Raw genomic sequence first — 17,438 nt, forward strand, 5'->3', positions numbered from 1 at the left:
AACATAATGTCTAATCGTGTTTTTTGATCGCATCCGATAAGCCAAACTTATCTAAAGAGAAGATCCTACCCCATGGCGGACTTCAAGGCGCTGGAGACCTTCCTGTGGGTGGTCAATCTCGGAAGCTTCCGTGGCGCCGCCCAGAAGCTGAATACGACCCAGCCCGCCATCTCCCAGCGCATTGCACAGCTCGAACATGAGGTCGGCGTCCGACTGTTGCAGCGTGACCGGCGCATCGCCTCCCCCACCCCCGCCGGCCGGGAGATGCTGGTCTATGCCGAAAAGCTGATCGGGCTGCGCTCCGAGATGATGGCGGCGGTCGGCGATCGCTCCGCAATGCGCGGCGTGCTCAGGCTCGGCGTGGCAGAGACGATCGTGCACACCTGGCTGTCGAAGCTGATCAAGCAGGTGAACGAGGCCTATCCCAATCTGTCTCTCGAAATCGAGGTCGATATCACACCGAACCTGCGCGCACGTTTGCTGGCACAGGAAATCGAACTCGCATTCGTCGTGGGGCCGCTCGCTGCATCCGACGTGCAGAACAAGGTGCTGTGCGACTATCAGATCGGCTTCCTCGCCAGCCCGTCGCTCGGACTGGGTCGTGAGATGCTGTCGGTGGAAGATCTGGCCAAGCATCCGATCATCACCTTCCCGCGCAAGACGCGGCCTTATGAGATCGTGCGCTCGATCTTCAACCGACCATCGCTGCCCCCGATCCGGCTGCATGCCAGCGCATCGCTCGCCACCGTGATCCATATGGCGATCGAGGGCCTCGGCATCGCGGTCATCCCCACCGCCATCGTGCAGAGCGAACTCGCCGATGGCCGGCTGCAGCTGCTCAATACCAATGTGCCGATCCAACCACTGACTTTTGCGGCAAGCTGGCTGTCGTCGCCCGACACCGTTGCCATCGAGCTCGTCGCCGGCCTTGCCGCGCAGCTTGCGCAAGAAAGTGCGGCATCAAGCATCGCACCGCATAGCAGCCCTTTGGTTGACGTGCTGGCGACGGCGGGTCATTGAAATACACCACATTCCACCAAGCGAAACTCCCAGGACGAACGGCATGACCAAGCTCGGCGACAATCTGAAGATCAACTCTGAACGTCTGTGGGGCGCGATCAATGAGACGGCGAAATTCGGCGGCACACCGAAAGGCGGCGTGCGTCGCCTGACGCTCGGGCCCGAGGACAAGCAGGTGCGCGACTGGTTTCGCAAGGCATGCGAAGCGGCCGGTCTTGAGGTGAAGGTCGATGCGCTCGGCTCGATGTTCGCGCTGCGCAAGGGCCGCGACATGTCCAAGGCGCCGATCGGCATCGGCTCGCATCTCGACACCCAGCCGACCGGAGGCAAGTTCGACGGCATTCTGGGCGTGCTCGGCGCGCTCGAAGTCGTACGCACGCTAAACGACGCCGGCATCGAGACCGATGCGCCGATCTGCATCGCCAACTGGACCAATGAAGAGGGTTCGCGCTTCGCACCCGCCATGATGGCCTCGGCCGCCTATGTCGGCGACTTCACCACCGACGATATTCTGTCGCGTAAGGATATCGCCGGCGTGACCGTCGGCGAAGCCCTCGACTCCATCGGCTATCGCGGCGATGTCGCGGTCGGCACGCAGAAATTCTCCGGCTTCGTCGAACTGCATATCGAACAGGGCCCGATCCTTGAGGCCGAAGGCAAGACCATCGGCGTGGTCGATTCCGGCCAGGGCGTGCTGTGGTTCGACGGCAAGATCACCGGTTTTGAAAGCCATGCCGGCTCGACACCGATGCCGCTGCGCAAGGATGCGCTTGGTACGCTGTCGGAGATCGTGCTGGCGACTGAGCGCGTGGTTACCGAGATCGGTGCGCTCGGCACCATCGGTGAGGCTGTGATCGCCAATCCGTCACGTAACGTGATCCCCGGCGAGATCGCCTTCACCATGGATCTGCGCAGCGCCGATGCTGGCAAGCTGGACGCAATCGAAAAGGGCGTGCGCGAAGCGATCACGGCAATTGCCGCGAAGCGCAAGGTCGAGGTCGCCTTCGACAAGGTCTGGCACAAGCCGCCGACGCACTTCAACAAGGACTTTGTCAACGCCGTCGAGAGCGCGGCCGAAGAGCTGGGCTACTCGCATCGCCGCATCACTTCAGGCGCCGGCCACGATGCCTGCAATCTCAACAACATCATGCCGACCGCGATGGTGTTCATCCCAAGCAAGGACGGCATCAGCCATAACGAGCTGGAATCCTCCACCCAGGACGATTGCGCCGCTGGCGCGAATGTCTTGATGCATACGGTGCTGGCGCTCGCCGGCGTGTCATCGAAGTAAGTAAGGGGCACAATCAATGCGCGGCGTATTCGTCGATGCCAGCGAAGAGCTGGCACTCATCATGGAGCGGCTCACGCAGCCGGGCGACATCACGGTCAGGATCAACCGCAACGAGGACATCACCTCGGCCGACCTGCCCACAGTGCTGGATGGCGCCGAAATCGCCATCGTCGACCACACTTATGTGCCCACCGATATCGCGAAACAGTGCACCGGGCTCAAGCACATCGTGTTTCTCGGCACCGGCGCGCGCAGCTACATGAATGTCGACGAGCTGGAAGCGCTCGGCATCGCGGTACATCTGATCCGCGGCTATGGCGACACCGCGGTTGCCGAAATGGCCATCGCACATATGTGGGCGGCTGCGCGCGGTATTGCCGAGCAGGACCGCGAAATGCGCGCCGGCAACTGGCTGCGCGATGAAGGTATGGAGCTGACCGGCAAGACCATCGGCCTGATCGGTTTTGGCGGCATCGCCGCGGAAGTCGCGCGCATCACGCTGGGTACAGGCATGAAGGTGCTGGCCTGGAATCGCTCGCCGAAGAGTTATCCTGGCGTCGAATTCACCGACATGGAAACGGTGCTGTCGCAGAGCGACGTGGTCTCTCTCCATCTGCTGCTGAACGACGAGACGCGCGGCATGATCACGCGCGAGCGTATCGGCCAGATGAAGAAGGGGGCGATCCTGATCAACACCGCCCGCGGCGCGATTGTGGATCAGGCCGCGATGATCGAGGCGCTGCGCTCCGGCCATCTGCGCCATGCCGGCCTCGACGTGTTCGAGATCGAGCCGCTGCCGGCCGGCCATGTGCTGACGACGATCCCGAACGTGACGCTGTCATCGCATTCGGCATTCCGGACGCCGGAGGCGAGCATCAATCTGATCGATGCGGCGTGGAAGCACTGCCGAAGGATTGCGGGTTAAACCGCAATCTCAGCCCTCATCCTGAGGAGCCGCGCTCTTGCGCGGCGTCTCGAAGGATGGCCGCGCGCCCCCATGGTTCGAGACGGCGCAAGAGCGCCTCCTCACCATGAGGGCTTTACGGAGCGTGTTACTTACTCAATCATCTCCGCAACAGCCTTGCCACACGCCGTCGTATCCGCCTGACCGCCGAGATCCCGCGTGCGCAGCGTGCGCTCCGCCAGCGTGCGCTCGATCGCCTTCACGATCGAATCCGCCGCTTCCTTCTCGCCGAGATGCTCGAGCATCATGGCGCCCGACCAGATCATGCCGATCGGATTGGCAATCCCCTGCCCCGCGATATCCGGCGCCGAACCATGCACGGGCTCGAACACCGACGGGAAATCACCGGCCGGGTTGATGTTGCCCGACGGCGCGATGCCGATGGTGCCGGTGCAGGCCGGACCGAGATCCGACAGAATGTCACCGAACAGGTTGGACGCCACCACGACGTCGAAGCGGTCGGGGTTCATGACAAAATGCGCGGTGAGAATGTCGATGTGATACTGGTCCCACCTCACGTCGGGATAGTTCTCGCCCATCGCGTTCACGCGCTCGTCCCAATACGGCATGGTGATCGCAATGCCGTTCGACTTGGTCGCCGAGGTCAGGTGCTTCTTCGGCCGCGACTGGGCGAGATCGAAAGCGAACTTGAGAATACGGTCGACGCCGGTGCGGGTCATCACCGTCTGCTGGGTGACGAATTCGCGATCCGTATCCGGGAAGCTGCGGCCGCCGACCGCCGAATATTCGCCCTCGGTGTTTTCACGGACGACCCAGAAATCGATATCGCCAGGCTTCCGACCGACCAGCGGGCACGGCACGCCGGGCATCAAGCGCACCGGGCGCAGGTTCACATATTGATCGAATTCGCGGCGGAACTTGATCAGCGAGCCCCACAGCGAAATGTGATCCGGAATCTTGGCCGGCAGGCCGACGGCGCCGAAATAGATGGCGTCATGCTGGCCGATCTGGGCCTTCCAGTCGTCGGGCATCATCTGGCCGTGCTTCTCGTAATAGTCGTAGGACGAGAAGTCGTAATGATCGAATTTCACCTTCACGCGGTGCTTCTTGGCCACCGCCTCGAGCACGCGCAGGCCTTCCGGCATCACTTCCTTGCCGATGCCGTCGCCGGGGATGACTGCAATCCGATATTCTTTGCTCACCGTGAGGTTTCCTTCGCCAGTTTGGATTGTCGGCAGGTTTGGACCAAAGCCGGCGCGCGATCAACGCTGCAGTGCAATGTTGACCGCTTTTGCCGCAGCAGCCTAACTCGGACGTCAATGCGAACCGGAGGCATTCCATGGATCTTCATCTGCGCGGCAAACGCGTCCTCATCACCGGCGCCTCCAAAGGGATCGGCGCGGCTGCCGCGGAAGCCTTTGCCGAGGAAGGCGCGAACCTCCGCCTCGCTGCCCGCAATGTCGAAAAGATGGAGGCGCTGGCCGACAGCCTGCGCGCGCGTCACCAGATCGACGTCGCCATTCACGGGACCGATCTGCGCAATGCCGAGGACCTTGCAACCCTCGCCGCCGCGGCCGGCGATATCGACATTCTGGTGAACAATGCCGGCGACATTCCCGGCGGTGCCATCGACATGATCGACGAGGCCGCCTGGCGCCATGCCTGGGAGCTGAAAGTGTTCGGCTTCATCAACCTGACACGGCAGGTCTATGCGCAGATGAAGGCGCGCGGTGGCGGCGTCATCATCAACGATATCGGCGCGGCCGGCGAGAAATTCGATGCCAATTACATCTGCGGCAGCGCCGGCAATGCCGCGCTGATGGCCTTTACGCGGGCGCTCGGTGGCAAGAGCCTGAAGGACAATATCCGCGTGGTCGGCATCAATCCCGGCCCGGTCGGGACCGACCGTCACGAGACCCTGATGAAGACCCGTGCCAAAACGCAGTTCGGCGACGAGAGCCGGTTTCGCGAGTTGCAGCAGGGTTTTCCGCTCGGCCGCCCCGCCAAGCCGCGCGAGATCGCCGACCTGATGGCGTTCCTCGCCTCGGACCGCGCCGGCTACACGTCCGGCGTGATCTACACGGTGGATGGCGGCTATAGCGCCGGCTGGTAGCCAGCCGTCATTGCGAGGAGCGCAGCGACGAAGCAATCAAGTTCCTGGCTTTCCGGATGGCTTCGCTCCGCTCGCAATGACTGAGGCGTTAGCTCAGTGCGCCCGCATGGACCCACCACAGCGGATGCGCGAGCTGGATCGCATGCGCGGCACGCTGCGCATCGGTGTCATTGTCGAACAACGCAAAACATGTCGCGCCCGAGCCCGACATGCGGGCCAGGCGAACGCCTTCGGTGGCGCCCAGCGCGGCCAGCACATCGCCGATAATCGGCTCGACCTTCAGGGCCGGCGCTTCGAGATCATTGGTGCCGGCACTGACGGCAGCGATCCAGTCATCCACCGATGCGCCTTCCGCCGGCCATGAGCGGGCCTTCAGCACATCGGCCGGGCCGACGCGTAGCTGGCCGTTCTTCAGCCCAAGCTCCTGAAACACATCCTTGGTCGCCACCGGCACGCGCGGATTGACCATCACGCAAGGCAAACGCGGCAGGCTGAGCTGCAGCAGGTTTTCTCCGACGCCTGTCATCACGCAGGCATGCGACTGCACGCAGACCGGCACATCGGCACCGGTGAGGCGCGCGACATCCATCACGCGGGGATCGTCGAGTTCGAGATTGTTGGAACGCACCAGAAGCCGCAGCGCCGCCGCGGCATCCGCTGAACCGCCACCGATGCCGGCAGCCACTGGCAAATGCTTGTCGAGCGCGAAGGTACCGAAGGTCAGGCCGTCGACTTGCTCACCGAGCAAGCGCGCCGCCTTGATCACCAGATTGTCGTTGTTGTCACCGCACTCCGCAGCCCGTGGCCCGGTCGCTGTGAGCGCGAGATCGCCGCCCGGCGACAGCGTCAGCAGGTCAGCGCAATCAGCGAACACGACCACGCTTTCAAGATCGTGATAGCCGTCGGCCCGCCGCCCGATGACGCGGAGGGTCAGATTGACCTTCGCACGCGCGCTTTCTTTCAGAGAAGACCCGTCTTCCCGAGCAGGCTGCCCAATGCCCGCCGATGCCCCCGTCATAAGCCTAGCCGCCTTTATCACTGTCTTTCTTCACCTCGGGCTTGTCAGCCGAAGCCGCAGCCGGGGTGGTCTCGTTCAATGCGCAGCCTTCCGGCTTGTCGCCGCTATCCAGCGGCACGCATTTCTGCATCTTCGCTTCGATCTTCGGCAGCTCTTCAGCTTCCGGCTTCAGATCCTTGGCGTGCTGCCACTGGAAGCGTGCTTCCAGCTTGCGACCGACGCGCCAATAGGCATCGCCGAGATGGTCGTTGATGGTCGGATCTTCCGGCTTCAGATCAATGGCACGTTCGAGATGCTTGGTGGCGTCCTCGTAATTGCCGATGCGATAATAGGCCCAGCCGAGGGAGTCGACGATGTAGCCGTCATCCGGGCGCTGCTCGACCGCGCGCTTGATCATCTTCATGGCGTCGTCGAGATTGATGCCCTGGTCGATCCAGGAATAGCCGAGATAGTTCAGCACATGCGGCTGCTCCGGCTGCAGTTCCAGCGCCTTCTTCATGTCGACTTCCGCCTTCGCCCACTGCTTGGAGCGCTCGAGGCAGATGCCGCGGAAATAATGATAGACCCAGTTCGGCTTGTCCTGGTTGGCGGCGACGACGTCGATGCCCTTGGTATAGGTGTCGGCGCAATCGGCGAACTTCTTGCGGGCGCGCTCGATATTGCCGAGCGCCATGATCGCTTCGAGATCCTTCGGATCGCTTGCGGTCACGTCCTTCAGGATCTTGATGCCCTCGTCGCTGCGATCAGCAGCGTCGAGATTGGTCGCCTGCTGGATCATCGCATTACGCTTCAGGGCCGAGTTGGCCGGCATGCGCTCATAAACCTTGATGGCCATGGCTGGCTTCTTCACGGACTCATAAAGATCCGCGAGTGACAACAGCGCCAGCGAGTGATCCGGCTTGAGGTACAGCGCGAGCTGCAGATAAACGAGTGCGAGGTCTTCGCCGCCGCGGCGGGTCAGCGAAGCGCCGATGCCATAGAGGGCTTCGGCGGCGCCGGCCTGCGGGTTGTCCACCAGCGCCGGCAGCTTCTTGCCAGCTTTGGTCTCGCGGATGCCTTCCAGCACCAGCGGATGGCGGGCGAGCTTCTTGTTGAATGTCTCGTAGACGGTAAGTGCCGCCGCATCGTCCTTGTTGCGCGACGTCCAGCGGCCATAGGCATCGACCACGCGCAACGCGGAATCATCGAGCTTGAAGGCGCGCTCATAGCGCGCGCCGGCGTCTTTCTGCTTGCCCGCAAGATCGAAGATCAGGCCGGCATGCAGGTCCTTGAAGATTGGATACCATTCCGGGCCGGCCAGCTTGTCGATATTGGCAATGGCCTGCTTGGTGTCACCGGCGCCGTAGCTTGCCCATGCGCCAAGCAGTGTGGCGACGAGATCGGTAATCGGGCCGCGCACCGACTGATTGATGTTGGTCTGCGCAGCCGCGTATTTCTTCGCCTTGAGATCGCGCACGCCGACCACGAGGCGGGCCACGCGATTCGACTTGTCGATGATCAGGATGCGCTCGGCGAGCTTCACCGCCTCGTCGATATCGCCATCGGCGAGCGAGGAGATGAAGGCGCGATCGAGCAGTTCGTTGTTCTTCGGGTCGGTGCGCAGCGCGGAGCGGTAAAACGCCGCAGCCGAGGTGGCATCGCGTTCCACGCTGGCGTGACGCGCGGCCAGATAGCTGCCGGCGGTCGTCATCTGCCGCAGGTCCTTCGCAGTCGGGAACTGCGCGGCGCTATCGCCGGCATGATCCGGGGTCTGGGCGAAGGTCTGCGCCGGCAGCGCCAGAACGGCGAGCGTGGCGGCAGCGAGCGTCAAGCGGTTGAAACGGGAGGACAACATCAAGTTCGCCTAGCTCCGAAGATTATTGGGCAGTTGCGGGCGGAAGTTCGAGCACAAACGCGATCAGAATGGCGAGACAGGCCCGAATGCGCTGCCGACCCAGCAACAGTGCGCAGCGCGACAATGCCGCTTTTGGCCGGCATTCGCAAGGATCGGGGGCGCAGATGCACCAAGGGAGCCTGTCAGGTTCGGGCGACCGGATTGCGCCAATATGCCTGCAAACGCTTTCAGTGTGGCGGGATCGTGACGGGACGGGTCACGCCGGGGTGATGCTTCTAACTTCGCCCCGCTTGCGGGGGAGGTCGCCGCGGCTGAGCGCAGCGAAGCAGTGGCGGGTCAGGGGGTCCTCCAAGCACTCCGAGCCCGCGGAGAGTCCCCTCACCCGACCGCGCTTCGCGCGGCCACCCTCTCCCCGCAAGCGGGGCGAGGGAAACTACATCGCCTCGTAATTCGGACCACCGCCGCCTTCGGGCAAGGTCCAGGTGATGTTTCCGTTCGGGTCCTTGATGTCGCAGGTTTTGCAGTGAACGCAGTTCTGCGCATTGATCTGGAAGCGCGGTTCGGCGCCTTCCTCGACCCACTCATAAACACCGGCCGGACAATAGCGATTCGACGGGCCCGCGAAGACGTCATGTTCCGACGACTTCTGCAGCGCCATGTCGGCGACCTTCAGATGGATCGGCTGGTCTTCCTCGTGATTGGTGTTCGACATGAACACAGAGGACAGACGATCAAAGGTGATCTTGCCGTCGGGTTTCGGATACGGGATCGGCTTGTAATCTTTCGCCGGCTTCAGCGTCTTGCGATCCGGCTTGGCATGCGACTGGGTGCCGAACAGCGAGAAGCCGAGCGTGTTGCACCACATGTCGAAGCCGGCGAACAGCATGCCGATGCGGTTACCGAACTTCGAGAGGAAGGGCTTGACGTTGCGGACCTTGTAGAGGTCCTGGCCGACCGACGAACTGCGCCAGCCGTTTTCGTAGTCGGTGAGTTCGTCATTGGCGCGGCCAGCGGCCAGGGCGGCAACCACATGCTCGGCGGCCTGCATGCCGGTGCCCATCGCATTATGCACGCCCTTGATGCGCGGCACGTTGACGAAGCCCGCGGCGCAGCCAATCAGCGCACCGCCGGGGAACACCAGCTTCGGCACGGACTGATAACCGCCCTCGGTGATCGCGCGCGAGCCATAGGCCAGGCGCTTGGCGCCGACGAAAGTATCGCGGATCATCGGATGGGTTTTCATCCGCTGGAATTCTTCGAACGGATAGAGATACGGGTTCTGATAGTTCAGATGCACCACGAAGCCGACAGCCACGAGGTTGTCGTCATAGTGATACAGGAACGAGCCACCACCGGTCTGGTCGTCGAGCGGCCAGCCCAGCGTGTGCTGCACCAGGCCCTTCTTGTGCTTGGCCGGATCGATCTGCCAGATTTCCTTGAGACCGATGCCGAACTTGCCGGGCTCGCAATCCTTGTCGAGCTGGAACTTGGCGATGATTTCCTTGGTCAGCGAACCACGCGCGCCTTCGGCGAACAGCGTGTATTTGCCGAGCAGTTCCATGCCGCGGGTGAATGAATCCTTCGGCTTGCCATCGCGCCCGATGCCCATGTCGCCGGTGGCGATACCGCGCACGGCGCCATTGTCGTCGTACAGAGTCTCGGCAGCGGCGAAGCCCGGATAGATCTCAACGCCGAGCGCTTCGGCCTTGGCGCCGAGCCAGCGACACACCATGCCGAGCGAGGTGATGTAGCAGTGATGATTGTTCATCAATGGCGGGTTGATGAAGTTCGGCAGACGAATGCCGCCGGTCTCGCTGGTCAGGATGAACTGGTCGTCCTTGACCTGGGTCTTGAGCGGGCAATCGGGATCTTCGCGCCAATCCGGGATCAGCTTGTCGAGATTGACGGGATCGATCACCGCGCCCGACAGGATGTGGGCACCGACCTCGGAACCCTTCTCGACCACGACGATGGTCAGATCCGCATTGAGCTGCTTCAGCCGGATCGCAGCCGACAGGCCGGACGGCCCCGCGCCGACGATCACGACGTCGAATTCCATACTCTCGCGCGGCGGAAGTTCTTCAGTGCTCATAATCTTGATCTCAGACCCGTTTCCAACCCGTTCAGAACGCTTCTAAGGGCTGTTGTTTCCGATTTTTGACGGAAGAACAACCACCGAAATGCACAGGGGCCGTTGCCGCGGGTGGCGGTCCGGCCCAGATGCTGGCATACCCGTGGGCATCGCCATGATGCCAGAGCCCGCCCCCACCGTCGCGCAGCTGCTCGCCTTCTATCTGGAGGCCGGGGTCGATTGCGCCCTCATGGATGAGCCGGTCAACCGGCTGCTGGACGACGATATCGGGCTGCATGCCCCTGTCCAGGCAGCGCCCAAGCGTCCGCCATTGACTGGCATGCCAACGACGGCACCGCGACCGGCGCCGCCGATCAAGACCGAAGTGGCGCCCGACGTCGCCGTGGCCGCCGCCCGCGAGGCGGCGCGCACCGCCCCGACGCTGGAGGCCTTGCGCGGGATGCTGGAAGCTTTTGACGGTTGTGCGCTGAAAGGCACCGCAACCCGACTGGTGTTTTCGGATGGCAATCCGCAGGCGCGCATCATGTTTGTCGGCGAAGCCCCCGGCCGCGACGAGGATATCGAGGGCCTGCCCTTCGTCGGTCGTTCCGGCAAATTGCTCGATTTGATGCTGAAGGCGATCGGGCTGGATCGCACCGCGGTCTACATCGCCAATGTGATTCCATGGCGCCCGCCGGGCAACCGCACCCCGACGCCGCAGGAGACGCAGATCTGCCTGCCCTTCATCCAGCGCCAGATCGAACTGGTGAATCCGGATATCCTGGTGACGCTGGGCAATCCCTCGACCCAGACGCTGCTGCAGACCCGCGACGGCATCATGAAATCGCGCGGGCGCTGGGTGGATTACGATACAGGCACGCGCAAGATCAAAGCGATCGCGACTTTCCACCCGGCCTATCTGCTGCGTTCGCCGTCTTACAAGCGGCTGACCTGGATGGATCTGCGGTCGGTGGCGAAGGCACTGGAGACGGCGAAATAACACTCCGCCCTCACCTGAGGAGCCGCAGAGCGGCGTCTCGAAGGATGGCCGCAATCTCAGAGCCCGGCGATCTCATGGTTCGAGACGGCGCTGCGCGCATCCTGACCATGAGGGACGGAGCTACTTCGGCCGCACGATTGCCCAGCCTACCCGCAGCACTGGCCGACTGCCATTGATCAGCCGATCAAATGCCCTCGGCACTTCCGCCACCAGGCCCGGAAAGCGCGCAGCCAGATCCGCAGGCGGCGTGCCGACCGTGTCCGTCGCGCGCCAGATCACGACGCCGCCGGTTTCCATGAACTTCGCTTGAGTGGTCCAAGGCGTGCGTTCGGGCTGCGCGTCGTTCAGCACATGTGGCCGCGACGCGCTCATGCCGATGAGCGCTGCGAGTTGCTGATCGCCGGCCACGGCGACCAGCTTCTGCCCCGTGCGGCGCTCAAAGTTCTCGCCAAAGAATCGACCGATCTCGCGCGCCGGCAATGCCGTGCGATCTTCCGGGCCATCGACCCATGGAAACACCACGATATTGGCGAGCACCGCAAGCGCTGGCGCGACGATAGCTACAGCCCACACCTTGCGCAGCACGCGCTGGCGCCGCAGCGCAATCAGATTGCCGGAAGCGACAACCACCGCGAGGCCGGACATGACCAGAGCAATGCCCGTGCCGCCGACGATATTGCTTCGATCATAGAGAGCAGCGAACAGGCTGCCGAGCAGCGCCGGCGCGAGCGCGAAGAAATAGACATAGCCCCGCGCTGTCGCATCGACCGGCGGCCGGAAGATTGTCGGAGCATCCTCACCGGGTGGGACGAGGCGGCGCCAGTTCATGGCCGTCAGCACCAAGACGCCGGCGGTAGCCGCCACGAGCCAGGCCAGTCGCACGCCCCATTGCTCGGCCTTGCCGACGAGATCGGTGAGCACCGGCACGGGCGGCAAAACGCTGACGCCGGAGCGGATCACCCATGCCGCATAAGGCAGCGCCAGCACGGCGATGACGACCACCGCGAAAAACGGATCGAGCGAGGTGAGATTGCGCCGGCCGCGCGTGGTGGCAAGGCCGAACAGCAATGGCAGCGGCAACAGCCACATGGCCTGTGGCGTAGTCAGCAACAGCAGGCCGGCTTCGATGGACAAAGCAAACCAAGCACTACGGCGCCCCTGCCCGATGGCCAGCCAGGCGTGCAGGAGAAACATCGCCCAGAGCGGACGGGCCAGCACCAGCGGACCGAATTCGATGCCCGGCGTGCTGAAGGCCGTGACCGTCATGGTCAGCAGCACCGCGATCACGGCCTGCGGCCCGCCGACGATATGGCGGCCGAGCTGGTAGACCGCGCGGAACATGAGGACGGCGCAGATCTGCGCCAGCAGATAGACGCCAAAGATGTGATTGCCGGCCGCGCGGAAGGCGATATCGGCGAGCCAATAGGCCAGCGGCGGGCCGAATTCGGTGCCGACCTGATATTCCCGGCCATAGGCGAGCACGGTGGCGAGATCGCCGGGCGGGCCGCGATAGAGCAGCAGCGGCACCACCAGCCAGAGCAGCGCCTGGCACAGCACCACGATCCAGAACACCAGCCGCGGCCGGGCGCGGATCAGTTCGACGATCAGGGAAGTGAAGCGCATGAACGTCCGGACCGGCCCGCGAATGACAGTAGCCACAGGTGATACGGCGGGCGGCCCGTTCAGGCAACCACGGCCGATCAGGCGGAGAGGTCGAGGGTCGCTTGCACCGTGACGATTTCGGTCTCGACGACGATCGTTTCGCGGCGCAGGCGGGCGGCGACCACCGGGGCGAACAGGCTGCGATGGTGAAGACTGGGGCCGAGCTCGTTCAGCGCTTTGAGGTGCTGCGGGACGCCATAGCCCTTATGAACCTCGAAACCGTAGCCTGGGCACTCTTCTGCCAGCCGGCACATCAACCGGTCGCGCGAGACCTTTGCGATGATCGAGGCAGCAGCGATGGATAGCACCAGCGCATCACCGCCGATTACGGCTTCGCAGGCCGCCGTGGTGTCAATCTTGTCGCGCCCGTCGACAAAGACATGCTTCGGCGCTTCCGGCAGTGAGGCGACGGCGCGCGCCAGCGCCCAGAGCGATGCGCGCAGAATATTGTCGCGGTCGATCCGGGCCGGCGAGGCATAAGCGACGGCAAAGGACGACGTCGCGCAGATTTCCTCGAACAGCTCCTCGCGTTTGGCTTCAGTCAGTTTCTTGGAATCGTCGAGGCCCTTGGGAATGCGCTTGGGGTCAAGAATCACCGCAGCGGCCACCACCGGCCCGGCCAATGGCCCGCGGCCGGCTTCATCGCAGCCAGCGACGGGCCAGATGCCCTGCTTCAGCAGCGCGCGCTCGCGCTTGAAGCTGGGTGGCCCAACGACGATTGGCTTGCGCGGCTTGGCGGCTGCCGCCTTTGGCGACGCCTTTTTGGCCGGCTTGGTCTTGATATCCCGAATCATGAAGGGATCGTGCGCATCTGGCTCCACTGGCGCAACCGGGAACCAGAAACCTTGCCCGCTATCCAAGCCGTCTAATCGGACAGATGTACCCGCCGGTCGTCGCCGACCTCGATGCCTGGTGCCACAACCACGTCCCAGGCATGCCCGTCGGGATCGGCGAAATAGCCGGAATAACCACCGTAATCCGTCTTGTGCGCCGGCTTGATCAGCGTTGCGCCGCAGGAGACGGCAAATGCAAGCACCTCATCAACTTCCTCGGGCGAGCGGCAGTTCCAGCCCATGGTCGTGCCGCGAAACGCCTGCGGGCGCGGCTGGTCGGGCATTTTGGCATCGTCGGCCAGTTGATCCCATGGAAACAGCGCCAGCAGGCTGGCGCCGGTGTCGAAAAAGGCGATGGCCTCCCCGGTCTCCTTGGCCTTTCGGGCGAAGCCGAGCGCCTGGTAGAAGGCGATGCTACGGCGAATGTCGTAGACGCCAAGCGTGACCACGGTCAGGCGCGGCACCAGTTTGGGACGATCATTGTTCGTCATCTCGGTCCTCCGTCACACTCGACGCAAAAAGCGGAGAAGGGGTCGCAGGCCGGCTCTGGTTTCCGGTCTGCGCCCCTCCCCCGAGTTGCTCCCAAGATTGCGAGACCTTCAGGAGTAAACTTCCAAGCACCTAGAACAAATTCAGTTGCTGGCCGGCGCCGGCTGGCTTCGCGAAATGATCGAGCGTCAGCTTCACGCGCTTCTTGTTGAGGCCGAGCTTGGCGCAGGCGACCTCGAAGCGGCGGCCGATCATCCAGGCCATCGGACCGGTGCCCTTCATGCGTGTGCCCCATTGCGAGTCGTAATCGCGGCCATCGCGCATCTCACGGATCAGCGTGAAGACATGGCGGTAGCGATCCGGATAATTGGCCATCAGCCACTCCCGGAAGAGATCGCGCACTTCCAGCGGCAGGCGCAGCAGCACATAGCTCGCTTCCTTCACGCCGGCATGGGCGGCGGCATCGAGGATGCGTTCGATCTCGCTGTCATTCAGCGCCGGGATCACCGGCGCCACCATCACGGTGGTCGGGATGCCAGCTTCCGAGAGCTGCCGCAGCGCCTCCAGCCGTTTCGGCGGCGTCGAGGCGCGCGGCTCCATGGTACGCGCCAGCTTCGGATCCAGCGATGTCACCGACAGCGCCACCTTCGCGAGATTACGCTTGGCCATCCGTGCAAGAATGTCGATGTCGCGCACCACCAATGCCGATTTGGTGACAATGCCGACGGGATGTCCCGTCTTTTCCAGCACTTCGAGAATGCCGCGCATGATCTGCCGTTCGCGCTCGATCGGCTGATACGGATCGGTATTGGTGCCGATCGCGATCATCTTCGGTTCATATTCTGCCGCCGCCAGCTCCTTCTCGAGCAATGCCGGCGCATCGGGTTTCACGAACAGTTTGGATTCGAAATCCAGCCCCGGCGACAGGCCGAGATAGGCATGGGTCGGCCGCGCGAAGCAGTAGACGCAGCCATGTTCGCAGCCACGATAGGGATTGATCGAACGGTCGAAGCCGATATCCGGCGATTCGTTGCGCGTGATCACCTTGCGCGCCGTATCCACCGCCACCGTCGTTTTGAACGGCGGCAGATCGTCGAGGCTTTGCCACCCATCGTCGAAGGCGACGCGAGCCTCCTTCTCAAAACGGCCGCTGTCATTGGTCTGGGCGCCGCGACCGCGCCGCCGCTGGCGGTCGATCGCAATCTCGATCGCCGGAAACGGCGATGGCAGTCCCGCGATTTCGGACACGGGAGCAGTCGGCATCTGGGCTGCGGCGTTCTGATTCATGCAGCTAGGCTAGCACCTCTTCAGAACATATCAAGAACAAACCCGCAGGAAAATCGTTTGCCCACATGCGCCGTCTTAGCCATGACTAGCATCAGTGGCTGCTTTCACTATGACGAAATGATAACGCTGCCGCACTGGCTTTGAGGTAATATCCACATCCATGCTGAGCGTGATCATCCCAACCGACGGTGTCGAACAGCCCGCGGTCGCCACTCTGGCGGCGCTGGTGCCGGGCGCCGCTGCCGGCGTGATCCGCGAGGTGCTGCTGGTCGATCGCGCCAGCACCGATGTGATCGAGCGCGTCGCCGATGTGGCCGGCTGCGGCTACCTCACCTCAACGGGCTCACGCGCCGCGGCGATGGCCGCCGGTGCCAAGGCTGCACGCTCGCCCTGGCTGATGTTTCTTCATGCCGGTGCGGTGCTGGACAGCGGCTGGATCGAGGAGACCCAGCAATTCATCCAGCGTATCAGCGCCAGCGATCGCCCGCGCGCCGGCATCTTCCGTTATGCCCGCTCGCCTTACGACGAGACCGGCTTTCGTGATGAGGTAAAGCATTTCATCCGCAAGGTCTCGGGCCCCAAGGCGGATCAGGGCCTGCTCATTGCGCGCGACCATTATGAGCGCCTCGGCGGCCATGCCGATGCCAGCCGGGCCGAGGCGAAGCTGCTGCGCCAGCTCGGGCGGGCATCACGCACGATGTTGCGCAGCCGGATCATGATGGTGGTATAGGCCACAAACTCCACTGTCATTGCCCGGCTTGACCGGGACAACCCCAGTAAACACTGGCTTCCCGACTGATCGTTGACATCTGAGTTTACCGGATCCCCCCACTTGCGCGGGGATGACAAATAAGAAGGCACCGCGAACATACTTGCCAAAGTCAACCAATTGATTGACACTGGCAACCATGTCCCAGCCCCCCGATCCCGTCGCCGCCGTCCGCGCCTTCAACCGCTTCTACACGCGGCATCTTGGCGTGCTGGATCAGCAATTGCTGGAAAGCCCCTATTCGCTCACCGAAGCCCGCGTGCTTTACGAGCTCGCCAACAAGGACGGCCAATCGGCCAAGGAGATCGGCACCGGGCTCAAGCTCGACGCCGGCTATCTCAGCCGCATCCTGAAGGCGTTCGACGACAAGGGCCTCGTCGTGCGAAAGCCGTCGCCGGTCGATCGGCGGCAATACAGGCTCAGCCTGACTGCCAAGGGCCGCCTCGCCTTCGGACGGCTCAATCGCGGCTCGCATGATCAGGCGGCCGTGATGCTCGATGCACTCGGCAACCACGCGCCACGCGTGGTGCAGGCGATGACAACCATCGAGACACTGCTCGGCGGGAACGAAGCATCGCAGGCAACGCTGCGCAGCCCGCGCCCCGGCGACATGGGCTGGGTGGTGCAAAGCCACGGCGCGCTCTATGCAGCCGAATACGGTTACGACGCCTCCTTCGAGGGGCTGGTGGCCGATATCGTCGCGAAGTATCTCGCGGCCCTTGATCCATCGCGCGAGCGTTGCTGGATCGCGGAGATGGACGGTGCGCCGGTCGGCTCTATCTTCCTGGTCAAGGCATCGGACGATGTCGCGAAAATCCGGCTCTTGATCATCGATCCCGTCGCACGCGGACAAAACCTCGGGCGTCGACTGACCGCAGAAGCGGTCGGGTTTGCGCGGCAGTGCGGCTATCGAAAAATCACGTTATGGACGCAGAGCAATTTGTTTGCCGCGCGAAAAATTTATGAGCAGTCGGGATTCAAGCTGGTCGCGAGCGAGCCGCATCGCAGTTTCGGGCAGAATCTGGTGGGCGAGACGTGGGAGTTGGCGCTCTAGCCACCAATATCACTTGTCGGCGCCCGGCTTGACCGGGCGATCCAGTCAACACTCATTTAGATGATCAATACG

General features: G+C 63.1%; 15 protein-coding genes. 7 read left to right on the top strand and 8 right to left on the bottom strand.

Going from position 1 to position 17,438, the window contains the following annotated elements:
- Nucleotides 1-72 precede the first annotated feature (72 nt).
- The 3 genes from AC1RQ5_RS25330 to AC1RQ5_RS25340 are packed head-to-tail and all read left to right on the top strand — an operon-like array spanning nt 73 to nt 3,236.
- Nucleotides 73-1,020, top strand: a complete 948-nt coding sequence (locus AC1RQ5_RS25330) for a LysR family transcriptional regulator (RefSeq protein ID WP_493202647.1) — start codon at nt 73-75, stop codon at nt 1,018-1,020.
- A gap of 43 nt (nt 1,021-1,063) precedes the next feature.
- On the top strand, nt 1,064-2,311 hold the full coding sequence (locus tag AC1RQ5_RS25335; protein WP_493202649.1) for a Zn-dependent hydrolase: 1,248 nt from the start codon (nt 1,064-1,066) through the stop codon (nt 2,309-2,311).
- Nucleotides 2,312-2,327: 16 nt separating this feature from the next.
- A complete protein-coding gene (locus AC1RQ5_RS25340; RefSeq protein ID WP_493202651.1) occupies nt 2,328-3,236 on the top strand; it encodes an NAD(P)-dependent oxidoreductase in 909 nt (302 codons plus the stop codon).
- Nucleotides 3,237-3,367: 131 nt separating this feature from the next.
- Here the strand turns inward: AC1RQ5_RS25340 and AC1RQ5_RS25345 are convergent, their stop codons facing one another.
- On the bottom strand, nt 3,368-4,438 hold the full coding sequence (locus AC1RQ5_RS25345) for a tartrate dehydrogenase (protein WP_493202652.1): 1,071 nt from the start codon (nt 4,436-4,438) through the stop codon (nt 3,368-3,370).
- A gap of 137 nt (nt 4,439-4,575) precedes the next feature.
- On the opposite strand from AC1RQ5_RS25345, the gene AC1RQ5_RS25350 reads away from it, so the two are divergent.
- The gene (locus tag AC1RQ5_RS25350; RefSeq protein ID WP_493202654.1) at nt 4,576-5,349 is read left to right on the top strand and encodes an SDR family oxidoreductase; all 774 of its coding nucleotides are present in this window, start codon (nt 4,576-4,578) and stop codon (nt 5,347-5,349) included.
- A gap of 88 nt (nt 5,350-5,437) precedes the next feature.
- Here AC1RQ5_RS25350 and AC1RQ5_RS25355 read toward each other — a convergent pair whose 3' ends face one another.
- The 3 genes from AC1RQ5_RS25355 to AC1RQ5_RS25365 form a co-directional block, all read right to left on the bottom strand.
- The gene (locus tag AC1RQ5_RS25355) at nt 5,438-6,367 is read right to left on the bottom strand and encodes a 4-(cytidine 5'-diphospho)-2-C-methyl-D-erythritol kinase (protein WP_493202656.1); all 930 of its coding nucleotides are present in this window, start codon (nt 6,365-6,367) and stop codon (nt 5,438-5,440) included.
- 4 nt (nt 6,368-6,371) lie between these two features.
- Complete coding sequence (locus AC1RQ5_RS25360; RefSeq protein WP_493202658.1) at nt 6,372-8,201, bottom strand: tetratricopeptide repeat protein; 1,830 nt, start codon at nt 8,199-8,201, stop codon at nt 6,372-6,374.
- A gap of 433 nt (nt 8,202-8,634) precedes the next feature.
- Nucleotides 8,635-10,293, bottom strand: coding sequence for an electron transfer flavoprotein-ubiquinone oxidoreductase (locus AC1RQ5_RS25365; RefSeq protein WP_398481162.1), 1,659 nt, complete (start codon nt 10,291-10,293; stop codon nt 8,635-8,637).
- Between the two features lie 154 nt (nt 10,294-10,447).
- Here AC1RQ5_RS25365 and AC1RQ5_RS25370 point away from each other — a divergent pair, with 154 nt between their 5' ends.
- Nucleotides 10,448-11,272 (top strand): uracil-DNA glycosylase, encoded by an 825-nt coding sequence (locus tag AC1RQ5_RS25370; RefSeq protein WP_493202660.1) that lies wholly within the window; start codon nt 10,448-10,450, stop codon nt 11,270-11,272.
- 120 nt (nt 11,273-11,392) lie between these two features.
- Here the strand turns inward: AC1RQ5_RS25370 and AC1RQ5_RS25375 are convergent, their stop codons facing one another.
- The 4 genes from AC1RQ5_RS25375 to AC1RQ5_RS25390 all read right to left on the bottom strand — a co-directional run bounded on the left by AC1RQ5_RS25375 (nt 11,393) and on the right by AC1RQ5_RS25390 (nt 15,543).
- Entirely contained in the window at nt 11,393-12,895 is a 1,503-nt protein-coding gene (locus AC1RQ5_RS25375) for a glycosyltransferase family 39 protein (RefSeq protein WP_493202662.1), read from the bottom strand.
- A gap of 77 nt (nt 12,896-12,972) precedes the next feature.
- Nucleotides 12,973-13,728: a ribonuclease HII gene (gene rnhB, locus AC1RQ5_RS25380; protein ID WP_493202663.1), complete on the bottom strand. Its 756-nt coding sequence runs from the start codon at nt 13,726-13,728 to the stop codon at nt 12,973-12,975.
- 71 nt (nt 13,729-13,799) lie between these two features.
- Nucleotides 13,800-14,258, bottom strand: a complete 459-nt coding sequence (locus AC1RQ5_RS25385) for a VOC family protein (RefSeq protein ID WP_493202665.1) — start codon at nt 14,256-14,258, stop codon at nt 13,800-13,802.
- Nucleotides 14,259-14,388: 130 nt separating this feature from the next.
- Nucleotides 14,389-15,543, bottom strand: coding sequence for a PA0069 family radical SAM protein (locus AC1RQ5_RS25390; protein WP_398481152.1), 1,155 nt, complete (start codon nt 15,541-15,543; stop codon nt 14,389-14,391).
- Nucleotides 15,544-15,703: 160 nt separating this feature from the next.
- Here AC1RQ5_RS25390 and AC1RQ5_RS25395 point away from each other — a divergent pair, with 160 nt between their 5' ends.
- Both AC1RQ5_RS25395 and AC1RQ5_RS25400 read left to right on the top strand, forming a co-directional pair.
- Nucleotides 15,704-16,273 (top strand): glycosyltransferase, encoded by a 570-nt coding sequence (locus AC1RQ5_RS25395; RefSeq protein WP_493202667.1) that lies wholly within the window; start codon nt 15,704-15,706, stop codon nt 16,271-16,273.
- A gap of 178 nt (nt 16,274-16,451) precedes the next feature.
- Nucleotides 16,452-17,366, top strand: coding sequence for a bifunctional helix-turn-helix transcriptional regulator/GNAT family N-acetyltransferase (locus AC1RQ5_RS25400; protein WP_493202669.1), 915 nt, complete (start codon nt 16,452-16,454; stop codon nt 17,364-17,366).
- Nucleotides 17,367-17,438: the final 72 nt, after the last annotated feature.

This window comes from Tardiphaga sp. GW821-FHT12E02 (genome assembly GCF_058807155.1).